Annotated in this window: 17 protein-coding genes; 14 read left to right on the top strand and 3 right to left on the bottom strand. The window is 60.2% G+C overall.

Features of this window, described 5'->3' with window-relative positions; translation table 11 throughout:
- Positions 1-294 precede the first annotated feature (294 nt).
- A complete protein-coding gene (gene arcD / locus AOA61_RS22930) occupies positions 295-1,722 on the bottom strand; it encodes an arginine-ornithine antiporter (protein ID WP_099602778.1) in 1,428 nt (475 codons plus the stop codon).
- 450 nt (positions 1,723-2,172) lie between these two features.
- On the opposite strand from arcD (AOA61_RS22930), the gene arcD (AOA61_RS22925) reads away from it, so the two are divergent.
- The 6 genes from arcD (AOA61_RS22925) to AOA61_RS22900 all read left to right on the top strand — a co-directional run bounded on the left by arcD (AOA61_RS22925) (position 2,173) and on the right by AOA61_RS22900 (position 9,128).
- On the top strand, positions 2,173-3,600 hold the full coding sequence (arcD, locus tag AOA61_RS22925; protein ID WP_099602777.1) for an arginine-ornithine antiporter: 1,428 nt from the start codon (positions 2,173-2,175) through the stop codon (positions 3,598-3,600).
- Between the two features lie 24 nt (positions 3,601-3,624).
- Positions 3,625-4,881 (top strand): arginine deiminase, encoded by a 1,257-nt coding sequence (arcA, locus tag AOA61_RS22920; RefSeq protein WP_032890964.1) that lies wholly within the window; start codon positions 3,625-3,627, stop codon positions 4,879-4,881.
- A 68-nt stretch (positions 4,882-4,949) separates the two neighbouring features.
- A complete protein-coding gene (locus AOA61_RS22915) occupies positions 4,950-5,960 on the top strand; it encodes an ornithine carbamoyltransferase (protein WP_010208131.1) in 1,011 nt (336 codons plus the stop codon).
- Positions 5,961-6,118: 158 nt separating this feature from the next.
- Positions 6,119-7,048 (top strand): carbamate kinase, encoded by a 930-nt coding sequence (arcC, locus tag AOA61_RS22910; RefSeq protein ID WP_032890960.1) that lies wholly within the window; start codon positions 6,119-6,121, stop codon positions 7,046-7,048.
- Positions 7,049-7,066: 18 nt separating this feature from the next.
- Positions 7,067-7,429: a DUF5064 family protein gene (locus AOA61_RS22905; protein WP_032890958.1), complete on the top strand. Its 363-nt coding sequence runs from the start codon at positions 7,067-7,069 to the stop codon at positions 7,427-7,429.
- A 190-nt stretch (positions 7,430-7,619) separates the two neighbouring features.
- Positions 7,620-9,128, top strand: coding sequence for a sigma-54-dependent transcriptional regulator (locus tag AOA61_RS22900; RefSeq protein ID WP_099602776.1), 1,509 nt, complete (start codon positions 7,620-7,622; stop codon positions 9,126-9,128).
- 9 nt (positions 9,129-9,137) lie between these two features.
- Here AOA61_RS22900 and AOA61_RS22895 read toward each other — a convergent pair whose 3' ends face one another.
- Complete coding sequence (locus AOA61_RS22895) at positions 9,138-13,802, bottom strand: hypothetical protein (RefSeq protein ID WP_143521239.1); 4,665 nt, start codon at positions 13,800-13,802, stop codon at positions 9,138-9,140.
- 356 nt (positions 13,803-14,158) lie between these two features.
- On the opposite strand from AOA61_RS22895, the gene gcvH reads away from it, so the two are divergent.
- The 6 genes from gcvH to AOA61_RS22865 all read left to right on the top strand — a co-directional run bounded on the left by gcvH (position 14,159) and on the right by AOA61_RS22865 (position 21,277).
- Entirely contained in the window at positions 14,159-14,542 is a 384-nt protein-coding gene (gcvH, locus tag AOA61_RS22890; RefSeq protein ID WP_032890954.1) for a glycine cleavage system protein GcvH, read from the top strand.
- A gap of 10 nt (positions 14,543-14,552) precedes the next feature.
- Entirely contained in the window at positions 14,553-17,390 is a 2,838-nt protein-coding gene (gene gcvP, locus AOA61_RS22885) for an aminomethyl-transferring glycine dehydrogenase (RefSeq protein ID WP_099602774.1), read from the top strand.
- A 158-nt stretch (positions 17,391-17,548) separates the two neighbouring features.
- Complete coding sequence (locus AOA61_RS22880; RefSeq protein WP_032890951.1) at positions 17,549-18,925, top strand: L-serine ammonia-lyase; 1,377 nt, start codon at positions 17,549-17,551, stop codon at positions 18,923-18,925.
- 39 nt (positions 18,926-18,964) lie between these two features.
- Positions 18,965-20,089 (top strand): glycine cleavage system aminomethyltransferase GcvT, encoded by a 1,125-nt coding sequence (gcvT, locus tag AOA61_RS22875; protein WP_099602773.1) that lies wholly within the window; start codon positions 18,965-18,967, stop codon positions 20,087-20,089.
- A 392-nt stretch (positions 20,090-20,481) separates the two neighbouring features.
- The gene (locus AOA61_RS22870; protein WP_014339904.1) at positions 20,482-20,694 is read left to right on the top strand and encodes a cold-shock protein; all 213 of its coding nucleotides are present in this window, start codon (positions 20,482-20,484) and stop codon (positions 20,692-20,694) included.
- Between the two features lie 94 nt (positions 20,695-20,788).
- A complete protein-coding gene (locus AOA61_RS22865; protein WP_032890948.1) occupies positions 20,789-21,277 on the top strand; it encodes an RDD family protein in 489 nt (162 codons plus the stop codon).
- A gap of 138 nt (positions 21,278-21,415) precedes the next feature.
- Here the strand turns inward: AOA61_RS22865 and nadA are convergent, their stop codons facing one another.
- Complete coding sequence (gene nadA, locus AOA61_RS22860) at positions 21,416-22,474, bottom strand: quinolinate synthase NadA (RefSeq protein ID WP_032890946.1); 1,059 nt, start codon at positions 22,472-22,474, stop codon at positions 21,416-21,418.
- Between the two features lie 324 nt (positions 22,475-22,798).
- On the opposite strand from nadA, the gene AOA61_RS22855 reads away from it, so the two are divergent.
- Together AOA61_RS22855 and AOA61_RS22850 are read left to right on the top strand one after the other, a co-directional pair.
- Positions 22,799-23,368, top strand: coding sequence for an acyl carrier protein (locus AOA61_RS22855; RefSeq protein ID WP_032890945.1), 570 nt, complete (start codon positions 22,799-22,801; stop codon positions 23,366-23,368).
- A gap of 9 nt (positions 23,369-23,377) precedes the next feature.
- Positions 23,378-24,652, top strand: a complete 1,275-nt coding sequence (locus AOA61_RS22850; RefSeq protein WP_099602772.1) for a beta-ketoacyl-[acyl-carrier-protein] synthase family protein — start codon at positions 23,378-23,380, stop codon at positions 24,650-24,652.

The raw sequence follows: 24,652 nt of genomic DNA, 5'->3' as shown, positions 1-24,652 counted from the left end.
AAGCCCTGAGTCTTGCATAAACCATTTCAGACGAGCGCATTCCTGTGGCGAGCGGGCTTGCCCCGCGTTGGGCTGCGAAGCAGCCCCAAAACCAGGCACAGAAGAGTGCCTGATACACCGTATTCGTCTTAATCAGGGGCGCTTCCCCCCCAACGTGGCGCAAGCCAGCTCGCCCGTTTGCTGCGCGACAGCGCTACGTCGAAAAGGTAGTGGGACCTCCCACATTTTGAATAGGTTCACCCATCAAAATGTGGGAGGGGGCTTGCTCCCGATGAGGCCAGCACAGTCCCCCCACTACAACGACAACACCCCGCTGTACAACCCATACGCCGCCAGCCCTGCACCGGCGATCACGCAGCTGAAAATGCCCTTCTCAACATGGGTAAACAACGGCTGGCCCTGTTCGCGCTTGGCCAGGGCGAACAGGATCACGCCCGGCGCATACAGCAGCGCCGACAGCAGCAGGTATTTCAGCCCCCCCGCGTAGAGCAGCCACAGGGCGTAGCCCAGGGCTATCAACCCCACCAGCAGGTCCTTGATGCGATGGCGGTGGGCACCTTCATAGGTTTCTCCCCGCCCGCTCAACAGCACGGCATACGCCGCCGACCACAGGTACGGCACCAGAATCATCGACGACGCCAGGTAAATCAGCGTGGTGTAAGTGCTGTGGGAAAACAGCGTGATCACCAGAAAAATCTGGATCATCACATTGGTCAGCCACAAGGCATTGACCGGCACCTGGTTGGCGTTTTCCTTCTTCAAGAACGCCGGCATGGTCTTGTCGTGAGCCGTGGCGTAGAGGATTTCCGCGCAGAGTAACGCCCAGGACAGCAATGCGCCCAACAGCGACACCGCGAGGCCCAGGCTGATCAGCAGGGCGCCCCAAGGGCCGACAATATGCTCCAGCACGCCCGCCAGGGAGGGGTTTTGCAGGCTGGCCAGCTCTGGCTGGCTCATGATCCCAAGGGACAGCACATTCACCAGCGCCAACAGCGCCAGCACGCCAAGAAAGCCAATCACCGTGGCGCGCCCGACGTCCGAGCGTTTATCGGCCCGCGCCGAATAGACGCTGGCGCCTTCGATGCCGATAAACACGAACACCGTCACCAGCATCATGTTGCGCACCTGATCCACCACGCTGCCGAGCTGCGGGTTGCCCAGGCCCCAGATGTCACGGGTAAAAATATCGGCTTTAAAGGCCACGGCAGCGATCACGATAAACATCAGCAGCGGCACGATCTTCGCCACGGTAGTGATCTGGTTGATGAATGCCGCCTCCTTGATCCCACGCATGACCAGGAAATGCACCGCCCACAGCAACAACGATGCGCAGCCGATGGCAACCGGCGTATTGCCCTGGCCGAATACCGGAAAAAAGTAGCCAAGGGTACTGAACAGCAACACGAAGTAACCGACGTTGCCCATCCAGGCACTGATCCAATAGCCCCAAGCCGACGAAAACCCCATGTAATCGCCAAAACCGGCCTTGGCGTAGGCATACACCCCTGTGTCCAACTCGGGTTTGCGATTAGCCAGGGTCTGGAACACAAACGCGAGGGTCAACATGCCGACGGCGGTGATGGCCCAGCCGATCAATACCGCGCCCACCTCGGCACGGGCGGCCATGTTTTGCGGCAGGGAAAAGATCCCGCCGCCGATCATCGACCCCACCACCAAGGCGATCAGGGCGCTGAGTCGAAGTTTCTGGGCCGGTTGAGACATGAACACTCCTGACTGAAAAACCGAGTTGAGCTGACAACTGAGAACTCAACTAATTAAATCAGCGAGTGTAGCGTTTATTAGGGATGGCGATTAAATCAATCCGTTCATAACCAAATGGCATTTAAATTAACAACATTTAGGCTTATTTAGATTTTAAATACTGCATCAACTCTTAATATTTATAGCGAATAAGTGAAACACCGCTCAAATAGTTTGCACATCCGGCAAAAAGGTTTAGCTTCAAACGTCCATCTCACCGGCCAAATAATTAAATTTAATGGGGTTAACCGCTCTGCGCAGCGCGTTTCCAAGGATTTTTATCGCCCACGAGTTTCCAGCCTAAGTCATTTATTCACAATGGGATGTGCCAATGAAGTGATCTGAGTCAGCTGTTTGATTAGCACACGGAATTATTCTGTGGTCTCTCTTCTCCTGCATTGGAGTTATGCAATGTCTGAATCCCCCGGAAAACTTCGATTAGGTGCACTGGTTGCACTTGTCGTGGGCTCAATGATCGGCGGCGGGATCTTTTCCCTGCCGCAAAATATGGCCGCCAGCGCTGATGTTGGCGCGGTATTGATCGGTTGGGTGATTACCGCCATCGGCATGTTGACCCTCGCGTTCGTGTTTCAGACCCTGGCCAATCGCAAGCCCGACCTCGATGGCGGCGTGTACGCCTACGCCAAGGCCGGATTCGGCGACTACATGGGTTTCTCGTCAGCCTGGGGCTACTGGATCAGCGCTTGGCTGGGCAACGTCGGCTACTTCGTATTGCTGTTCAGCACACTCGGATACTTCTTCCCGATCTTCGGCGAAGGCAACACACCCGCAGCGGTGATTGGCGCGTCAGTGTTGCTGTGGGCCGTGCACTTTCTGGTGCTGCGCGGGATCAAGGAAGCAGCGTTCATCAACCTAGTGACCACGGTCGCCAAGGTGGTGCCACTGGTACTGTTCGTGTTGATCGCCGTGTTCGCGTTCAAGCTGGACATCTTCACCGCTGACATCTGGGGCGTAAAAAACCCAGACCTGGGCAGCGTGATGAACCAAGTGCGCAACATGATGCTGGTCACCGTGTGGGTGTTCATCGGCATCGAAGGCGCGAGCATCTTCTCGTCCCGTGCGGAAAAACGCAGCGACGTCGGCAAGGCCACCGTGATCGGCTTTATCACTGTGCTGTTGTTCCTGATGCTGGTGAACGTGCTGTCCCTGGGCATCATGACCCAGCCGGAACTGGCCAAGTTGCAGAACCCGTCAATGGCTGCGGTGCTGGAGCATGTGGTAGGCCACTGGGGCGCGGTGCTGATCAGTGTCGGCTTGATCATCTCGCTGCTGGGGGCGTTGCTGTCGTGGGTGCTGCTGTGTGCGGAGATCATGTTCGCCGCCGCCAAGGACCACACCATGCCGGAGTTCCTGCGTAAGGAAAACGCCAACCATGTGCCGGTCAACGCCCTGTGGCTGACCAACGCCATGGTCCAAGTGTTCCTGGTGATCACGCTGTTTTCCGCCAGTACTTACCTGTCGCTGATCTACCTCGCCACCTCGATGATCCTGGTGCCTTACCTGTGGTCGGCGGCCTACGCGCTGCTGTTGGCGGTGCGCGGCGAAACCTACGAAAACGCCCTCAAAGAGCGCAAGAAAGACCTGTTCATCGGCGCAGTCGCGCTGATCTACGCGGTCTGGCTGCTCTACGCCGGCGGCACCAAGTACCTGCTGTTGTCCGCCCTGCTCTATGCCCCCGGCGCGACCCTGTTCGCCAAGGCTAAGCATGAACTGGGCAAACCGATTTTCACCAACGTCGAGAAGCTGATTTTCGCCGCAGTAGTCATTGGCGCCCTGGTGGCAGCCTATGGCCTCTACGACGGCTTCCTGACTCTGTAACTGTTGCTCCTTGGAGGATCTGTAATGACCACGGAAAAAGTGAAGTACGGCGTACATTCCGAAGCCGGCAAACTGCGCAAAGTCATGGTGTGCTCCCCAGGCTTGGCCCACCAACGGCTGACCCCGAATAACTGCGATGAACTGCTGTTCGATGACGTGTTGTGGGTGGCCCAGGCCAAGCGCGACCATTTCGACTTCGTGACCAAAATGCGCGAGCGGGATATTGATGTGCTGGAAATGCACAACCTGCTGACCGATATCGTTGCCATCCCCGAAGCCCTGGACTGGATCCTGGAACGCAAGATCACCTCCAACACCGTGGGCCTGGGCCTGGTCGATGAAGTCAGCTCCTGGTTGCGCAGCCTGGAGCCGCGCAAGATCGCCGAGTTCCTGATTGGTGGCGTGTCGGCCGATGACCTGCCGAGCAGCTTCGGTGGCAAGACCATCGAGATGTTCCGCGACTTCCTCGGCCACGCCAGTTTCATTCTGCCGCCGCTGCCCAACACCCAGTTCACCCGCGACACCACCTGCTGGATCTACGGCGGCGTGACGCTCAACCCGATGTACTGGCCGGCGCGACGCCAGGAAACCCTGCTGGCCAGCGCCATCTACAAATTCCATCCCGAGTTCACCAACGCCGACTTCCAGATCTGGTACGGCGACCCCGATCAGGAACACGGTGCCGCCACACTGGAAGGCGGTGACGTCATGCCCATTGGCAATGGCGTGGTCTTGATCGGCATGGGCGAGCGTTCGTCCCACCAGGCCATTGGCCAACTGGCGCGCAACCTGTTCAAGAACAAAGCTGTGGAACGGGTGATCGTTGCCGGCCTGCCGAAATCCCGCGCGGCGATGCACCTGGACACCGTGTTCAGCTTCTGCGACCGCGACCTGGTGACCATCTTCCCGGAAGTGGTCAACCAGATCGTGCCCTTCACCCTGCGCCCTGACGACAGCAAGCCCCACGGCATCGACATCCAACGGGAGAAAACCAACTTCCTCGAGACCGTTGCCGCCGCGCTCAACCTCAAGGCCCTGCGCGTGGTCGAGACCGGCGGCAACAGCTTCGCCGCCGAGCGCGAGCAGTGGGACGACGGCAACAACGTAGTGGCCTTGGAGCCAGGCGTGGTGATCGGCTACGACCGCAACACCTACACCAACACCCTGCTGCGCAAGGCTGGCGTGGAGGTCATCACCATCAGCGCCGGTGAACTCGGCCGTGGCCGTGGCGGCGGCCACTGCATGACCTGCCCGATCATCCGCGACCCTATCGACTATTAATTTTTGGCCTTGGCCGCTGCTTATCCAGCAGCAGCCGAGGGGATAACCGAAACCTAAGGAGATCCACCATGGCTTTTAATATGCGCAACCGCAGCCTGCTCTCGCTGATGCACCACACCACTCGCGAGCTGAACTACCTGCTGGACCTGTCCCGCGACCTCAAGCGCGCCAAATACACCGGCACCGAGCGCCCACACCTCAAAGGCAAGAACATCGCGCTGATCTTCGAAAAAACGTCGACCCGCACCCGCTGCGCGTTCGAAGTGGCGGCCCATGACCAAGGCGCCCACGTCACCTATATCGACCCGGTTTCGTCGCAAATCGGCCACAAAGAAAGCATGAAAGACACCGCCCGCGTTTTGGGCCGCATGTTTGACGCCATTGAATACCGTGGCTTCGAACAGGAAATCGTCGAAGAACTGGCCAAATTCGCCGGGGTTCCGGTGTTCAACGGCCTCACCGCTGAATTCCACCCGACCCAAATGATCGCCGACACCCTGACCATGCGCGAGCACAGCGACAAGCCGCTGCATGACATCAGCTACGCCTACCTGGGCGACGCCCGTTACAACATGGGCAACTCGCTGCTGATGATCGGCGCCAAGCTCGGCATGGACGTGCGCATCGGCGCGCCGAAAGCCCTGTGGCCCCATGAAGACTTCATCAAACAGTGCCAGGCATTCGCCGAGGAAAGCGGCGCACGCATCACCATCACCGAAGACCCGAAAGAAGCAGTCAAAGGCGTGGACTTCATCCACACCGATATCTGGGTGTCCATGGGCGAGCCGGTGGAAGCGTGGGACGAGCGCATCGAGCAACTGCTGCCGTACCAAGTCAACGCCAAGATGATGAAAGCCTCGGGCAACCCACGCGTGAAGTTCATGCACTGCCTGCCGGCGTTCCACAACAGCGAGACCAAGGTCGGCAAGGACATTGCCGCGCGGTATCCGAACCTGGCCAATGGCGTGGAAGTGACCGAGGACGTCTTCGAGTCGCCGGCCAACATCGCCTTTGAGCAAGCGGAAAACCGCATGCACACCATCAAGGCGATCCTGGTGTCGGCACTCGCGGATATCTAAAGGCTACACGGGTTAAGTGTGGGAGGGGCGGTGCCACTATTCGACTTGCCCCCGATGGCGGCGGCTCAGCTACAGATAAGTTGCCTGACATACCGCTATCGGGAGCAAGCCCCCTCCCACATTGGCCTCTGTGTTCACACCCATAGAAGGATTGAATTATGCGCATCGTCGTAGCCCTGGGCGGCAACGCCCTCCTGCGCCGTGGTGAACCCATGACCGCAGACAACCAACGCGCCAATATCCGCATCGCCACCGAACAGATAGCCAAGATTCACTCCGGCAACGAGCTGGTGATCGCCCACGGCAATGGCCCGCAAGTCGGCCTGTTGTCGTTGCAGGCGGCCGCTTATACCGGCGTCTCTCCTTACCCGCTGGATGTGCTTGGCGCCGAGACCGAAGGCATGATCGGCTACATCATCGAACAGGAACTGGGCAACCTGCTGGACTTTGAAGTGCCGTTCGCCACCCTGCTCACCCAGGTGGAAGTGGACGCCAAGGACCCGGCCTTCCAGAACCCCACCAAACCCATCGGCCCGGTGTACTCCAAGGCGGAAGCGGAAAAACTCGCCGCCGAGAAAGGCTGGGCCATTGCGCCAGATGGCGATAAATATCGCCGCGTCGTCGCCAGCCCACGCCCCAAACGCATCTTTGAAATCCGCCCGATCAAATGGCTGCTGGAAAAAAGCGCCATTGTGATTTGCGCCGGCGGTGGCGGTATCCCGACCATGTACGGTGAAGACGGCAAGCTCAGAGGTATTGAAGCGGTCATCGACAAAGACCTGTGCTCTTCGCTATTGGCCTCGCAACTGAACGCCGATCTGCTGGTGATCGCCACCGACGTCAACGCAGCGTTCATCGACTTTGGCAAACCGACGCAAAAGGCCATCGGCCAGGCCCATCCCGATGACATGGAAAAACTCGGCTTCGCCGCCGGCTCCATGGGGCCCAAGGTGCAGGCCGCCTGTGAATTCGCCCGTCAGACTGGCAAAACTGCGGTCATCGGTTCACTCTCGGACATCGAAGCCATCGTCCAGGGCAGCGCCGGCACGCGCATCAGCACGGCAACACCTGGCATCACCTATCTGTGAAGTAGAGGAGATACGCCTATGGCCACCTTTGAACCCGGTCACCTGCACGTCGAACGTCACGCCCTTAACAAGGACGACTACAGCTACAACCTGTGCATTGACTATGAAGTCAGCCAGGACCCAAAGGAAGGCACGGGCATGCTGTTCAAGCTGCACGGCTCGGTGCAGGGTAAGGACATCAACGAAGAGTTCTATCTACCCAAGGACCAGGCCTTCGACTTCGCGCGGCACGCGATGAACATCGCGCAGAAGTACGGGATGCCGAAGATCGCGGTGTTGAATGGCTCGATGCACAAGCAGTACGACCAGATGTTCGAGGATGTGCGGCATCAGTTGGATGTGAAATCCGGCGACCCGATCAAGCCTGAGCACTTGGAATAACTGACACAACCCTGCTCCAAATGTGGGAGGGGGCTTGCTCCCGATGGCGGTGTGTCAACTGAAAGTAAGCTGACTGACACCCTGCTATCGGGAGCAAGTCGAATCGTCGCACCGCCCCTCCCACATTTTGATCTCCATCCGCGCCAAGGCATACTTGCCGCCTCCCGCTCCCCAGAATTGTTAGCGCCCCATGCGTATCCACGTCAGCTTCATCGACCGCGTCGGCATTACCCAGGAAGTCCTGGCCTTGCTCGGTGGGCGCAATCTCAACCTGGATGCGGTGGAAATGGTGCCGCCCAACGTCTACATCGACGCCCCGACCCTGAGCGCCGAGGTACTGGAAGAGTTGCGCGACGCGCTGTTCAGCGTTCAGGGCGTGCAAGCGGTAAGGGTGGTGGACATCCTCCCCGGCCAACGCCGCCACCTGCAACTCGATGCTTTGCTGGCAGCGATGACCGACCCGGTGCTGGCCCTGGACAGTGCGGGCAAGATCCTGCTGGCCAACCCGGCGCTGATTGCGTTGTACGGACGCGAACCGGCCGGGGAAAGTATCGCCGAGCTTTTCAATGACATGGCGTTGCTCGATACCTTGCTGGAGCAGGGCTTTCGCCTGCCCTTGCGCGAGATCAGCATCAACGGTCAGACCTGGCTGCTGGATGCCACGCCGATCACCGACGCCGGCGCCCTGCTCACGCTGTACCAACCCAACCGCATCGGCGAACAACTGTCGGCGCTGCACCACGACCACGCCGAGGGCTTTGATGCGCTGCTCGGCGAATCACCGGCGATCCGCACCCTCAAGGCACGTGCCCAACGGGTCGCGGCACTGGATGCGCCACTGTTGATCCAGGGCGAAACCGGCACCGGCAAAGAGCTGGTGGCGCGCGCCTGCCACGCTATCAGCACGCGCCACAGCGCACCGTTTCTGGCGTTGAATTGCGCGGCGCTGCCGGAGAACCTCGCCGAAAGCGAGCTGTTCGGTTATGCCCCCGGCGCCTTCACCGGTGCCCAGCGCGGCGGCAAGCCGGGGCTGATGGAGCTGGCCAACCAGGGCACGGTGTTCCTCGATGAAATCGGCGAAATGTCACCGTACCTGCAAGCCAAGTTGCTGCGCTTCCTCAATGACGGCAGTTTTCGTCGGGTGGGTGGCGACCGTGAAGTGAAGGTCAATCTACGCATCCTCAGCGCCACCCACCGCGACCTGGAAAAAATGGTCGCCGAAGGCACGTTCCGCGAAGACCTGTTCTACCGCCTCAACGTGCTCAACGTCGAAGTACCGCCGCTGCGCGAGCGTGGCCAGGACATTCTGTTGCTGGCGCGTTACTTCATGCAGCAAGCCTGCGCGCAGATCCAGCGTCCGGTCTGCCGCCTGGCGCCAGGCACCTACCCGGCGCTGTTGGGCAATCGCTGGCCAGGCAATGTGCGCCAGTTGCAGAACGTGATCTTCCGCGCCGCCGCCATCTGCGAAAGCAGCCTGGTGGACATCGGCGATCTGGACATCGCCGGCACCTCAGTGGCACGCCAGAGCGACGGCGAAGTCGACAGCCTCGAACAGGCGGTCGAGGACTTCGAACGCGGCCTGCTGGAGACGCTCTACGTCAGCTACCCCTCGACCCGACAACTGGCCAGCCGCCTGCAGACCTCTCACACCGCCATCGCCCATCGCCTGCGCAAGTACGGCATTCCCGGCAAATCCTGAACCCAATCGTCACCAGAACGCCCGCCGCCCTCGGTGCTTGACCGAGTCAGTTGCGCGAAAGAACAGCCGCTCGGCCATGGGCGCGCTGATGCGCGAGTAATAGATCGCGACCACATCCGAATCGGTCTTGTCGGCCAGGCTGCGGAAACTAGTGAAGCGCTGCTCCGGAAGTTTCAGATGCCCGGCCTTGAAATCGGCATCCGCTGCGGTGGGCGTCAAATAATGAAAGTGCGCGTACGCCAGCACCCTGCCCTGCTTGTCCTTGACCACATACTCCTGCAAAAAATCATCGACGCGCTTGAGGGCAATACGCCCCTCGATGCGCACGATCTGCAGTTGGTCTTGAGCATGAAGCCAGGCGATCCCGCTTTCATTGGGCGGCATACGCTTGATCATCTCGATGCGCAACAATCGCCCCTGTTCCAGGTACCGCCGCGCGACCTTCTCCAGATCATCCAACAACGTCTGCGACACAACATCGGGCGCGGCTGGCAGCGCCTTGCGCAACTTGTCGGCAACCGCCCGGACGGTCGCGGATTGCCGCGTCAGCCGCGCCTCAACGTTCTCCGGCGGGGTATTGCCGAGCGCCTCGTTGCGCGCCTGTTGCAGCACCATGGGTTCGCGTTGCAACAAACGGCGGGCGTCGCCCTTGAGGTTTTCCAGGGAACGTGTAGGACGCGGCACAACAGGCGCCGCCTCGGCAATCGCTTCGAACTCAGTTGAACCGGCCCGCTCCTGCAAACTGACCACCACGCGCTGATCAACCGGGCTGATCAGGTCGACGATCTCTTCACCCGAATCCGGCGTACGCGCACGCACCCGCCCCAGTTGGTAGCGTTTTTTCGAGTCACGGACCAGCCGTTGATCGGCGCCAGGGCGTCGCAATGCCGTGGCCTGGGGGCTACTCTCCTGCTCGCGCAGCAGTTTGGCCAACGATATTCGGGACTCTTGATCCAGACTGAGGATTGTCGACTCCACAGGCACTTCATTGTCGCTGTGAATCACCTCCGGCAGTGCTTCGCGGTACTCCGCGAGTATCGCCAGGGTGCTGGCGTACTCGTGCAGAATCGCCCGAATACCTTCAATGCGCTGCTGCACACTGAGCACGCCCGCTTCATCAATGGTTTTTTGCGACTGGGCCGATTGAATCGCCTCGTCGATCGCCCCCTTGACCCGCATGCAATCGTCGTGTTCTTCGGGCGTCGGCCGTCGACGCCAGATCATCTGTTTGAGGGTCTGCAACTGCAGCGTCCTCCAGTCGAGCGGCGCACCATAGGACGAAGGCGCCAAGTCGCCGACGAAGGATTTATAGCCAGGTATACCCTGCAAACGCTGGTAGAACACCCGTTCCCAGAAGCTCAGGTTAACCATGGATTGCTGAAACTCGCCGATCTTATGCGCTTCTTCGTTCAGCACACGCTCGGCGGCCTGGGACACCGTCACGTCAGCATCCTCAAACTGCGCGGTCACTTGCTCTATGCGCGCTGGTGGCAACTGCTCCTCACGACGATTGAAGGTCAATACGTACATGCGTCGGCGCATGGTTTCCAGCATGGTCTTCAGTTGCGCGCAATGCTCTCTTTCAAAACCATCCATGGGCTTAATGCTGTTCTTGCGGATAAGCAGATTGAGTTGTTTTTGTTGCGCGCCCTCTTGTTTTTCCATTTCCGCCAAAAAGCGCATCCTGGCATCGCGCCGGTGCTGGTCGGTAAATTGCCCTTCAGCGCTTGAATGGGCCTTTTCGCACAGGCTTTCGGCTGCCTTCACTTTGCGTTCGCACGCTATGAGTTCAGCGACAGCCGCGTCGTACTCATCCTTAATCAAGAGACTCTTGCGCTCGACTTGCGCATAGCGCCGCGCAGCCGGGCTTCTCTTCTGCCCACCGAGCAAGCGCAGGCCGAGGTCGACTTTCCATACGTCATCCGGGCTTTTCCTGAGCCACGGCCCCAGGCGCTGGGGATCCCTGAGATCAGCTATTCGCCAGCCACCTTCCACTGCCGTCACGCCGTATACCTTGCTGTCGAGCAACGTGTAGTTTTCCTGGCTCGCAGCGCCACCGTCGCGCAGCACCTGGACCTGGCCGCGCACCGGGCTGTCGGCCGAGAACACCGCGGGCCTGTCGGGCCCACGCTCTCCCCGACCAGGCGCCCACTGGAAGGTCTCAAGCTTTGCCTGCTGCTGCGGATTGAGCTTGAGCCGTGAATTAGCCCAGGAATAATCCATGGCGGTGATATCCGCGAGCGAACGCGGCCAGGCAAACGTCGACGTTGGTTGGCGAACGTGGCCGACCGGGATGACGTCCGTGGTGTGCACCGTGCCGGTGGTGACGGATTTGCTCGCACTCAGGCCCAAACGTTCATCCAGTTTGACCACCGGGCTCAGGAGCAACCCGGCCAGGCTACCGATCAGTTCGGTGAGGGCAGCGGCGGCGTCTTCCTGGCTGGCGTCTGGCGGCAGCGCCAGGACCGCGCGAAACGTCTTGAAGGTTTGAAACAGCCAGCCCGCGACCGCCACCCGCCCGCGAATCATGGGCAGCAGCGCATTGAACAATTGCCACAGATCATTCTTGAACACGGCCCAGCGCAACGCCTCGTTGGACGCCGACTGCTTCACCGCCAGTTGCCAGAGGCTGTGGGCGTTTTCATCGAACACGACCGCCAGAAAATCACCGGTTATCACTTCATCACTGAGCAGGACCGGGCTTGAAGTGGGCTGCGCGTCGTATTCATCCCCCGGCAGAAAACGCTGAACGTGGGGCCGCAGAAAACCGCCATTGCCGAACAACGCCCGACTGGCGTCCGGCAAGCGTTGCAGCACCAGGCGCTGCAGATCGCTGTCGACGCGGGCGATTTCATCAAGTAGCGCCTGGCGACTGGGGAATTGTTGCAACACGGCGTCGACGTGATCCGGCCGATAAAGAATGTGGGGCAGCGGGCTGTTATCGCGCGGGCCGATCACAAACAGGTTGTCCGCCTTGTGGGCACGCCCGCCGGCATGGAGCAGGAACGCCAGGGGCCGCGCCACAATCACCTCGCCACTGAGCACACGCTTGAGCGGGTCTTCCTGCAGCATCGTGCGCACCACCAGGGCGCCGGTCCGGGTAAAACCGTGGCGCCGGCGCAGGCTGTTTTCAAAGGCGCGCATGGGCAGTTGGATCGTCATCTGATCAACAAACAAGCGACGCCGACGTGGGCAGTCCACCGGGTCCGAAATCAACGCGCGCTCAAGCAGCGTCGGATAGTGCTTGCCCACGTCCACGCGTTCGATCAGTTGCTTGAGGTACGCAGCTGTCAGCCAGCCGGGTACGCTTTCCGACTGGGTCTGATGGCTGATCTGCACGCTGGCGTATGCCGTGACGAAGGGGTTTTCCAGTGACCATTGGGTCAAGGTCCTGGCGGTGCGTTGGGTCCAGCCAACGGTGCCGCCCTGGGTGCGCTCGAAGGTCAGTTGGTAATCATCCGGATCGATGATCGCCTGGCCGGGGCGGTCCAGGCGCATTTGCCGGCGCAGGGCGTTGCGCGCGTAGACATCTATTGAGTCGAGGCCATCCAGAAATGATGCGCCACCGGTGGTTTGCTGCAGGCGCTCAAGCCACTGGCCATAAACCAGACGATCTGAGCTGCCGGCCAGTTGCAACCAGAGCGGCAACTGTTCTTCGTGGGGTTGCTGCAGTGCGTCGGGGTCGAACCAGGCCAGCGGTGAGGTGAGTGAAATGAACAACTGTTCATAGCTGCCAATCTCCGGCAGTGCCGACCAATCGACCCGATACAGGCTGCGCAACTGGCGCTCCAGCAACGTCTGGGCCAGGGCATCGAACACGTTGCCCTCGGGCTCGCGCAGCACCCAGTGGACGGGAACCCCGGGCAAATAGTGGTTCATATAGCGCGGCAACAGATTGCCCAACGCGTCGAGGTTATCGAGCGTCAGCAGGTTCAGCGCCGGGACGTACAGCAGCGTGACACGCTGGCCCTGCACCTGACGTTGCAACACCAGCAAAGGCAGCCATTCGCCCTGGCGTTCGTTCTGGACCGCAAACACCTGATAGATCCGCAATACATGCGGCTGGCCCAACGCTTCGCGATCCGCGCGGTCGCTCCAGACCTGGGTATGTTCATCGCCCTGCCCCAGCAGCGCGCGCGCGTGCTCCGAGCTTAGTGGCGGGTTCTGCCGCGCCGTCATCAGGCACGCACGCAATTGGCGGCCGACCGCGTCCCAGCGACTGTGCGCCGAACCGTCCGACACGCGCTCGTTCCAGTAGTCCACCAACCGTTCGGCAAACCCCTCCAGCACACCGGGGGCCAGGGCGTTGAGCATCTGCTCGATGTCGTCCACGGTGATCGCGTCGGTCACCGCCTCGAACACCCGCTCGCCCGAGCGAGCCAGCAGTTGATGATGGCCTGGCGTGTAGTTCAGCGCTTCGCCGCTCATGCAGCGTTTGATCAGCGCATCGCTCAACGTGATGAGCTGTGTGTAACCACCGCCAGCCTGTATCACACCGATCCAACCAGTGTGCGCCCGCAGGCGCGCACCGACGAACCGCTCCTCCAGCCAGCCCTGGATCATGGACTGGGCCACAGCGGTCAGGCTCAAGCGATGGGCAAACACTTTGGATAAGTAATCGCGGGACATCCGCGCCTGGGTGAGCTCCGGAGAATTTGCAGTTGAAGCACGCATGGGATGCATCCTGATAACGAGATCACGGCACGTTAAAGCGTCAGGGAACGCCCAAAGCAGTACATCTATCTTGCACAAAGGGCTGAAAGCGACCTTCACCGTACTGAAAGCGCTACAGTGGAACGATATCGCTACACTCCTGCTTTTTACGCGCCATGCAAGGCTTTGATCCACATAGGCTTTTTTTCGCGCACCGCACTGTATCGAAATCGCTACAGCCGCCGTGGCCAATGTCGCAGCCAAAATTATTAAGCTATTGATTTATAAGTGATTAATAACATTGGCCGCGATCTTGCTAAGTAACTCCCATTATTCCAATCCCGTCCACCAGACGAATCTGGCCCTGAGGAATTTCCATGAGCGAGTTGCGTTTTACTGAAGATCACGAATGGCTGCGTGCCGAAGCCGATGGCAGCGTCACCGTGGGCATTACCGCATTTGCGCAGAACGCGCTGGGTGATGTGGTTTTCGTGCAACTGCCTGAGCTGCAGACCTATGACAAGGGCGCCGAAGCGTCCACCGTGGAGTCGGTAAAAGCTGCCAGCGGTGTGTACATGCCGTTGGACGGTGAAGTACTCGAAGTGAACGACAAGCTCGATGGCAGCCCGGAACTGGTCAACGAAGATCCGATGGGCGAAGGCTGGTTCTTCCGCTTTAAACCGGCCGATGCCGACGCAGTGGCTAAGCTGTTGGATCAGGATGCGTACGACCGCCTGATCAAAGCCAACGCTGAAGCCTGAGGAGCGCACCATGACGATCAATCTCAGCACCGCTAACGAATTCATCGCCCGCCACATCGGCCCGCGCCAGGAAGATGAGCAGCACATGCTCGCCAGCCTGGGCTTTGACTCCCTGGAAGCCCTGAGCGCCAGTGTGATCCCGGAAAGCATCAAGGGCACCAGCGTGCTCGGCCTGGAAGACGGCCTGAGCGAAGCCGAGGCCCTGGCGAAGATCAAGGCCATCGCCAGCCAGAACCAACTGTTCAAGACCTACATCGGCCAGGGCTACTACAACTGCCACACGCCGTCACCGATCCTGCGCAACCTGCTGGAAAACCCCGCCTGGTACACCGCCTACACCCCGTACCAGCCAGAAATTTCCCAAGGCCGCCTGGAAGCGCTGCTGAACTTCCAGACCCTGATCAGCGACCTCACCGGCCTGCCGATCGCCAACGCCTCGCTGCTGGACGAAGCCACCGCCGCTGCCGAAGCCATGACTTTCTGCAAACGCCTGAGCAAGAACAAAGGCAGCAACGCCTTCTTCGCCTCGGTGCACAGTCACCCGCAGACCCTCGACGTGCTGCGTACCCGCGCCGAACCGCTGGGCATTGATGTGGTTGTGGGCGATGAGCGTGAACTGACCGACGTCAGCCCGTTCTTCGGCGCCCTGCTGCAATACCCGGCCAGCAACGGTGACGTGTTCGACTACCGCGAACTGACCGAACGCTTCCACGCCGCCAACGCATTGGTAGCCGTGGCCGCCGATCTGCTGGCCCTGACCCTGCTGACCCCTCCGGGCGAATTCGGCGCCGACGTCGCCATCGGCAGCGCGCAACGCTTCGGCGTGCCGCTGGGCTTCGGTGGCCCTCACGCGGCGTACTTCTCCACCAAGGATGCGTTCAAGCGCGACATGCCGGGCCGTCTGGTCGGTGTGTCTGTTGACCGCTTCGGCAAGCCGGCCCTGCGCCTGGCCATGCAGACCCGCGAGCAACATATCCGCCGCGAGAAGGCCACCAGCAACATCTGCACCGCCCAAGTGCTGCTGGCCAACATCGCCAGCATGTACGCCGTGTACCACGGGCCTAAAGGCCTGACCCAGATCGCCCAGCGCATTCACCAACTGACCGCGATCCTCGCCAAGGGCTTGACCGCGCTGGGCCTGAAGGTCGAGCAGCAACACTTCTTCGACACCCTCACCCTCAACACCGGCGCCCACACCGCCGCCCTGCACGATAAGGCCCGCGCCCAGCGCATCAACCTGCGTGTGGTGGACGCTGAGCGTGTTGGCCTGTCGGTGGACGAAACCACCACCCCAGCCGATATCGAAACCCTGTGGGCGATCTTCGCCGACGGCAAGGCCCTGCCAGCCTTCGCGGAAACTGAGAGCACCCTGCCGGCCGCGCTGCTGCGCCAGTCGCCGATCCTCAGCCACCCGGTGTTCAACCGTTATCACTCCGAAACCGAGTTGATGCGCTACCTGCGCAAGCTGGCAGACAAAGACCTGGCCCTGGACCGCACCATGATCCCGCTGGGCTCGTGCACCATGAAGCTCAACGCCGCCAGCGAAATGATCCCGGTGACCTGGGCCGAATTCGGTGCCCTGCACCCCTTCGCACCGGCCGCACAAAGCGCCGGCTACCTGCAACTGACCTCCGACCTGGAAGCCATGCTCTGCGCGGCCACCGGCTATGACGCGATCTCGCTGCAGCCGAACGCCGGTTCCCAAGGCGAATACGCCGGTCTGTTGGCCATTCGTGCCTATCACCAGAGCCGTGGCGAAGAACGCCGCGACATCTGCCTGATCCCGTCTTCGGCCCACGGCACCAACCCGGCCACCGCCAACATGGCTGGCATGCGCGTGGTCGTGACCGCCTGCGACGCACGTGGCAACGTGGACATTGAAGACCTGCGCGCCAAGGCCATCGAGCACCGCGATCACCTCGCGGCACTGATGATCACCTACCCGTCTACCCACGGCGTGTTCGAGGAAGGCATCCGCGAGATTTGCGGCGTCATCCACGACAACGGCGGCCAGGTGTACATCGACGGCGCTAACATGAACGCGATGGTCGGCCTCTGCGCCCCGGGCAAGTTCGGCGGCGACGTGTCCCACCTGAACCTGCACAAGACGTTCTGCATTCCTCACGGCGGTGGCGGCCCGGGCGTTGGCCCGATTGGCGTCAAGTCCCACCTCACGCCATTCCTGCCGGGCCACGCGGCCATGGAGCGCAAGGAAGGCGCGGTCTGTGCGGCACCGTTCGGCAGCGCGAGCATTCTGCCGATCACCTGGATGTACATCAGCATGATGGGCGGCGCGGGCCTGAAGCGCGCTTCGCAACTGGCGATCCTGAATGCCAACTACATCTCCCGCCGCCTGGAAGAGCACTACCCCGTGCTCTACACCGGCAGCAACGGCCTGGTGGCGCATGAATGCATCCTCGACCTGCGCCCTCTGAAAGACAGCAGCGGCATCAGCGTGGATGACGTGGCCAAGCGCCTGATCGACTTCGGTTTCCACGCACCGACCATGTCGTTCCCGGTGGCCGGCACCTTGATGATCGAGCCGACGGAAAGTGAATCCAAAGAAGAACTGGACCGCTTCTGCGACGCGATGATCGCCATTCGCGAAGAAATCCGCGCAGTGGAAAACGGCACACTGGACAAGGACGACAACCCACTCAAGAACGCTCCGCACACTGCGGTGGAACTGGTGGGCGAATGGAGCCACCCCTACAGCCGTGAACAGGCGGTGTATCCGGTTGCTTCGCTGATCGAAGGCAAGTACTGGCCGCCGGTTGGTCGGGTCGACAACGTGTTTGGTGATCGCAATCTCGTATGCGCATGCCCTTCAATCGAGAGCTACGCGTAACCTGAGGCTGAACTCAATCAAATGTGGGAGGGGGCTTGCTCCCGATGGCGGTTTTACATTCAACATCTCTGTTGACTGACGCACTGCCATCGGGAGCAAGCCCCCTCCCACACTGACCGAGCACACCCAAAACATAATAAGAAACCGGAGAACCACTCATGTCTTTAAGCGTGTTCGACCTGTTCAAGATTGGCATCGGCCCCTCCAGTTCCCACACCGTCGGCCCCATGCGCGCCGCCGCTCGATTCGTCGAAGGCCTCAAACGTGACAACCTGCTGACCACCACCTGCAGCATCAAGGTGGAACTCTATGGTTCCCTCGGCGCCACCGGTAAAGGTCACGGCAGCGACAAGGCTGTGTTGCTTGGCCTGGAAGGCGAACACCCGGACACCGTGAACACTGAAACCGTCGCCGCACGCCTGGCACAGATGCGCAGCGATGGCCGCTTGAACCTGCTCGGCGAACACAGCATTGCGTTCAACGAGAAAGAACACTTGGCGATGATTCGCAAGCCCCTCGCCTACCATCCCAACGGCATGATTTTTCGTGCCTTCGACGCTGCCAACATCCAGATTCGCAGCCGCGAGTACTACTCGGTCGGCGGTGGTTTTGTAGTGGATGAAGACGCCGCCGGTGCCGACCGGATTGTCGAAGATGCCACGCCACTGACATTCCCCTTCAAGCACGCCAAGGACTTGCTCGGCCATTGCGCCACTTACGGCCTGTCCATCAGCCAAGTGATGCTGACCAATGAAAGTGCCTGGCGCCCTGAGGCGGAAACCCGCGCTGGCCTGCTGAAAATCTGGCAGGTGATGCAGGACTGCGTTGACGCCGGTTGTCGCAATGAAGGGATTTTGCCCGGTGGCCTGAAGGTCAAACGCCGTGCCGCCGCGCTGCATCGCCAACTGTGCAAGCACCCGGAATCGGCGCTGCGTGATCCGTTGTCGGTGCTCGATTGGGTCAACCTGTACGCGCTGGCGGTCAACGAAGAAAACGCCAACGGCGGACGCGTGGTCACGGCGCCCACCAATGGTGCAGCCGGGATCATTCCGGCCGTGCTGCATTACTACATGCGCTTTATCCCAGGCGCGAACGAAGACGGCGTGGTGCGCTTCCTGCTCACCGCCGCCGCCATCGGGATTTTGTACAAGGAAAACGCGTCGATCTCCGGCGCCGAAGTCGGTTGTCAGGGCGAAGTCGGCGTGGCCTGTTCCATGGCTGCCGGGGCGCTGTGCGAAGTGCTGGGCGGCAGCGTGTCCCAAGTGGAGAACGCTGCCGAGATCGGCATGGAACACAACCTCGGCCTGACCTGCGATCCGATTGGCGGCCTGGTTCAGGTGCCGTGCATCGAGCGCAACGCCATGGGCTCAGTGAAGGCCATCAATGCGGTGCGCATGGCTTTGCGCGGCGACGGGCAGCATTTCGTTTCGCTGGATAAGGTCATCCGCACCATGCGCCAGACCGGTGCCGATATGAAAAGCAAATACAAGGAAACCGCCCGTGGCGGTTTGGCGGTCAACATTATCGAGTGCTGACGCCTAAAGGCGCGGCAGCACGTTTTTCAGGAGCTGAATATGTCCACCGAAACCCTGTTGAAAACCCCATTGCACGCCCTGCACATCGAACTGGGCGCACGCATGGTGCCCTTCGCCGGCTATGACATGCCGGTGCAATATCCACTGGGTGTGATGAAGGAACACCTGCACACCCGTGAACACGCCGGGTTATTTGACGTGTCCCACATGGGCCAGATCCGCCTGACCGGTGCCAATGCCGCCAAGGCCCTGGAAACCCTGGTGCCCGTGGACATCATCGACCTGCCGGTAGGTATGCAGCGCTACGCAATGTTCACCAACGAACAAGGCGGCATCCTGGATGACCTGATGGTCGCCAACCTGGGCAACGACGAACTGTTCCTGGTGGTCAACGCCGCCTGCAAGGACCAGGACCTGGCGCACCTGCGCAAACACATTGGTGATCAGTGCACCATCGAGCCGCTGTTCGAAGAACGCGCCCTGCTTGCCCTGCAAGGCCCCGCAGCGGTGAAGGTGCTGGCGCGCCTGGCGCCGGAAGTGACCAAGATGACCTTTATGCAGTTCGCTTCCCTGCGCCTGCTGGGTGTGGACTGCTACGTCAGCCGCTCCGGTTATACCGGTGAAGATGGCTTTGAAATCTCCGTGCCTGCGGCCAATGCCGAAAGCCTTGCGCGCAGCCTGTTGGCCGAGAGCGAAGTACAGGCCATCGGCCTGGGCGCCCGCGACTCCCTGCGCCTGGAAGCCGGCCTGTGCCTGTACGGCCACGACATGAACACCGAGACCACACCCATTGAAGCCAGCCTGCTGTGGGCCATCTCCAAGGCCCGCCGTGCCGATGGCGCACGTGCCGGCGGCTTCCCGGGTGCCGACCGAATCTTCACCCAGCAGCAGACCGGTGTGAGCCGCAAACGCGTCGGCCTGTTACCCCAGGAACGCACTCCGGTGCGCGAAGGGGCAGAAATTGTCGATGAGCACGGCACTGTGATCGGCAGCGTCTGCAGCGGCGGCTTTGGCCCAAGCCTCGGCAGCCCTTTGGCCATGGGTTACCTAGACAGCGCATTCATTGCACTGGATACCGAAGTCTCTGCGTTGGTGCGTGGGAAAAAGGTGCCGCTTCGTGTAAGTAAAATGCCATTCGTGCCACAGCGTTACTATCGTGGTTGATTGACTGTTCCTATAAGTAACGCGGTTGCGTTAACGTGCACTAATCTGTAACGCAACCGCCATAAAACAGTGCATTCACGATAGTTATTGTTATAGGTGTACCGCTATAACAAGTGAGCGAATCTATCGAATAAGTCCGCTCTACATTATTCAACGAAGTGTCATGAGGCCGAGCAAAACATGGGGTTTTGCAGGGCTTGTTTTTTCTCTATTAGTTGGCGTAGAGTTTGCCCACTGTGTTTGCATGGGTCGCTTGGAACCTGGACCTGGGCAGTAGCTGAAGTAGTTGTGCTACAACCCGTTCGACGTCTCTTACTTTCCTGCAACCCAGCCCAGTACTCTTTCATGTGAAAGGGGCTGTCATTAATTTATAGCGTCAAGGAAATAAGAAAATGGCTGATCGTCAGAGCGGTACCGTCAAGTGGTTTAACGACGAAAAAGGGTTTGGTTTTATCACTCCAGAAAGCGGTCCGGATCTGTTCGTGCATTTCCGCGCTATTCAGGGCAACGGTTTCAAGAGCCTCAAAGAAGGCCAGAAAGTGACATTCGTTGCGGTGCAGGGCCAAAAAGGCATGCAGGCTGACGAAGTACAAGCAGAAGGTTGATCCTTACTGCGACAAAAAGCCCCTGATATGACATCAGGGGCTTTTTTATGGACGCGATTCCGTAAAATGCGTTTTTTCCTCAGAGAATCCTGCCATGTCCAAACCCCTGCTGAGCCCCCAAGGCGAATTCCCCGCCGTTGGCCTGGGCCGTCGCCTGGCAGCGATGTTCTATGACTTCCTGTTGTGCACCGCCCTGCTGATCGTCACCGCATTTATCTACAAGCTGGTGTGGATGGCATTTCTAGGCGAAGCCAGGATGCGCACCCTCACCGAATCCGGTGCCCTGGACGGCGACCCGCTGCTGTCGACGATTCTGTTCTTTGTGCTGTTCGGTTTCTTCGCCAAGTTCTGGACCCATTCTGGGCAGACCCTGGGCATGCAGGTGTGGGGCGTGCGCGTGCAGAACGCCGATGGCTCGCGCATCAGCCTGTGGCAGGCGCTGTTGCGCTTTGTGGTGTCGATTGCGTCGTGGTTGTGCGTGGGGCTGGGGTTTATCTGGGCGTTGTTCGATAAACAGAAACGCGGCTGGCATGACATCTATTCGGACACCCAGTTAGTGCGCATCCCGAAGCAAAAGAAATAAAACCCTTCTTAATTAAAGATCTACATGTGGGAGGGGGCTTGCCCCCGATAGCGGCTCTACATTCAATATTTCTATTGACTGATACACCGTCATCGGGGGCAAGCCCCCTCTCACATTTTTAACCGAGCTCGCCTCGGTTCAGGCGTTGCCCGCCAGCTTCAGGCGCGCCGCCTGAGTGAAATCCAGCATGCGCTTGAGCGGTCGAACAGCGTGAGGAATCACCGACGGCTCGACGAAAATCTCGTTGCTGCCCTCACGCAGGCACTGCAACGTGCGCTCCAGCGTGTTCATCGCCATCCACGGGCAATGCGCGCAACTGCGGCACGCCGCGCCGTTACCGGCCGTGGGCGCTTCGACGAAAACCTTGTCCGGGCACAGCTGCTGCATCTTGTAGAAGATGCCGCGGTCGGTGGCGACGATAAAGGTTTTGTTCGGCAGTCGTTGCGCCGCAGCGATCAGTTGGCTGGTAGAACCTACGGCATCCGCCAGTTCGATCACCGCGGTCGGCGATTCCGGATGCACCAGGATCGCTGCATCGGGGTATAGCGCCTTCATGTCTTCGAGCTGCTTGGACTTGAACTCTTCGTGGACGATGCAGGCACCGTCCCACAGCAGCATGTCGGCACCGGTCTGACGCTGGATGTAAGTGCCCAGGTGCTTGTCCGGTCCCCAGATGATGGTCTCGCCGTTGTCCATCAGGCTTTCGACGATTTCCAGCGCGCAACTGGAGGTCACCACCCAATCGGCTCGGGCTTTAACTGCCGCCGAGGTGTTGGCATACACCACCACCGTGCGCTCGGGATGCTGGTCGCAGAACGCCGAAAATTCATCGACCGGGCAACCAAGGTCCAGGGAGCACGTGGCTTCCAGGGTTGGCATGAGGATGCGTTTTTCGGGGGTGAGGATCTTGGCGGTCTCGCCCATGAAACGCACACCGGCGACCAGTACGGTCTTGGCCGGGTGGGCGGCGCCGAAGCGGGCCATTTCCAGGGAGTCGGAGACGCAGCCGCCGGTTTCTTCGGCCAGGGCCTGGATCACCGGATCGCAATAGAAGTGGGCAACCAATACCGCGTCCTGAGCTTTCAGCTCGGCGGCGATGGCGGCACGCAGGCTCGCCTCTTCATCGGCGCTGAGGGCCTTGGGCTGCTTGGCGTCGAGGTGGGCTTGAACCAGTAGGCGTTCAGATATCTGCGTCATGTTCGCAAGACCTGCAGGCGCAGTAGCGCGAAAGTCGAGTGTACCACCGGCTCTGGAGCCCTTCGGGCGCCGCCGGACGAAGTGATTGTGTTCATCAAGCACGGCTAAAAGTGAAGCTGCGCAAGGCTACAGAATATCGAATGGATTCAAAAGCCTAATCTGGCTTTTGACGCGTTCGATTGTCCGACAAAAAAGGGTAATGGCACATTGACTCTCCCCCTCAGGGGAGGGTTTACGCTGCGCCGCCTTCACACATCACCTCAAGCAAATGGCCCCTCAGCGCCACTGCTTAGCCCCCATTCACGCGTTATAGGGAGATAGCCGATGAACAATCCATTGGACTTGAACAGCGTCATTACCACTACCCGCGAAATCCTCGCGCAGCTGTTGGTGATGGACCTCACAGAGGTGAACGAACACAGCAGCATCGTCGAGGACCTCAATGCCGACTCCCTGGATATCGTCGACCTGAGTTTTCAGCTAGGTCGCCATTACGGCTGCACATTGCCCAAGACCAGCGTGCTGGACCATGCGGTAGCGGTGTTTGGCGACGTGAGCGAGCTGGTCGAAAAAGGCCGTATCACCCAGTCCGGCGTGGACCTTCTGGAGCAAAGCCTGAGCGCATTTGCGCCCGGCCAATTGCGTCCAGGCATGCAGCCGGCAGATGTGTTCGCGGCCACGACCGTGCGCAATTGGGCCGAACAGTGCTACCGGATGTTTGACCACTTGCCCGCCACCTGCCCTGAGTGCAACGCCGAGCAGGCACGTCTCAATGAGCGTCGCCAAGTAGTGTGCGGCGGTTGCAGTGCGCGACTGACGCCGCTGGAAGGCGACGAAATTTCTCGCCAACTGGTAGAGCAGTTTGCCGCGTCCCGTTTGCCAGAAACGGCCTAGGAGTTTTTCATGGGGCCGCGAGAGGTTTTAGTCACAGGCTACGGGCTGGTAGCGCCCACGGTACTGGACGCTGCAACGTTGTTTTCGCAGATCAGCTCCAAGCGGTCGTGCATTCGTCAACACCCGGTGTTTGCCGAGCTGGGTTTTGCGGTAAACGCCGCAGGTTATATCGATCACGATCAGTGGCACGCCATTGGCGCTCAGGTTGCGGTGGGCGCCACGCCACTGCCCCGTCAGTGCCTGCTCGCGGAGTTTGTTGCCAGGCAAGCGCTCCAGCAGGCCGGCCTGGTTCCCGCGGACTTCTCCCGCGCGGCCAGCGGTGTGTTCCTCGGCGCCAACAAGCATTGCGTGAGCCGTGACCTGCAAGAGGCCAGCCGCTATATGGACGACGCCGGCAGCGTCGACCTTGATCGCTACTTGGATCAGCACACACTGGCGGGCGGCCCGTTTGCTCGACGGATTGATCAGCAGACTTGGCACATCGCCAACCTGCTCGGCATTCGCGACCATATCAGCACCCATTCCGATGCCTGCGCGGCCGGCACCATGGCGATCGGCAGTGCGTTTCGCGCCATTGAGCGCGGCGAGATCGACTTGGCCATCTGTGGCGCCGTTGAGTTGATGGCCCATGAACTGTCCTATTACAGCTTCGACGGCCTCGGTGCCATTTGCCAGCGGGCCGACCTCACTGCCGAACAACAGAGCCGCCCGTTCATGAACGACCGCTGCGGTTTCGTCCTCGGCGAAGGCGCGGCAATGATCGTGCTGGAGTCCAGGGAACATGCCGAACGACGCAAGGCCAGCCCGATCGGCCGCGTCCTGGGTTACGCCAACTATTGCGAAGCGCAGAAAATCACCTCCAGCAGCCGCGATGGCAGCCATTACGCCCACTGCATGCAAGCCGCCATCGCGAATGCCGGCTTGGACTGCGACGCCGTCGATCACGTCAATACCCATGGCACCTCGACCCAGGCCAACGATCGCAGTGAAGCCCTGGCGATTGAGCGGGTATTCGGCACCGCCGTGAGCACGATGACATTCACCGCCAACAAATCGGCCATTGGCCACTCCCTGGCGGCCAGCGGCGCCATTGAGGCGGTGCTGTCACTGATGAGTCTGCAGCAAGGCGTGCTGCTCCCCACCCTTAACTATGACCCGGCAAATGCCGAGTTCCCTGAGTTGAACTTCCTGACCGAAGCCCAGCAACAGCCCATCAAGGTGGTGCTGTCCAATTCGTTCGGTTTCGGCGGCGTCAACAGTTCGCTGGTGTTGGGAAATGCATGA

Source organism: Pseudomonas sp. 2995-1 (genome assembly GCF_002742505.1).
Taxonomy (GTDB): domain Bacteria; phylum Pseudomonadota; class Gammaproteobacteria; order Pseudomonadales; family Pseudomonadaceae; genus Aquipseudomonas; species Aquipseudomonas sivasensis.
This window is presented reverse-complemented; position numbering and strand designations above follow the sequence as displayed.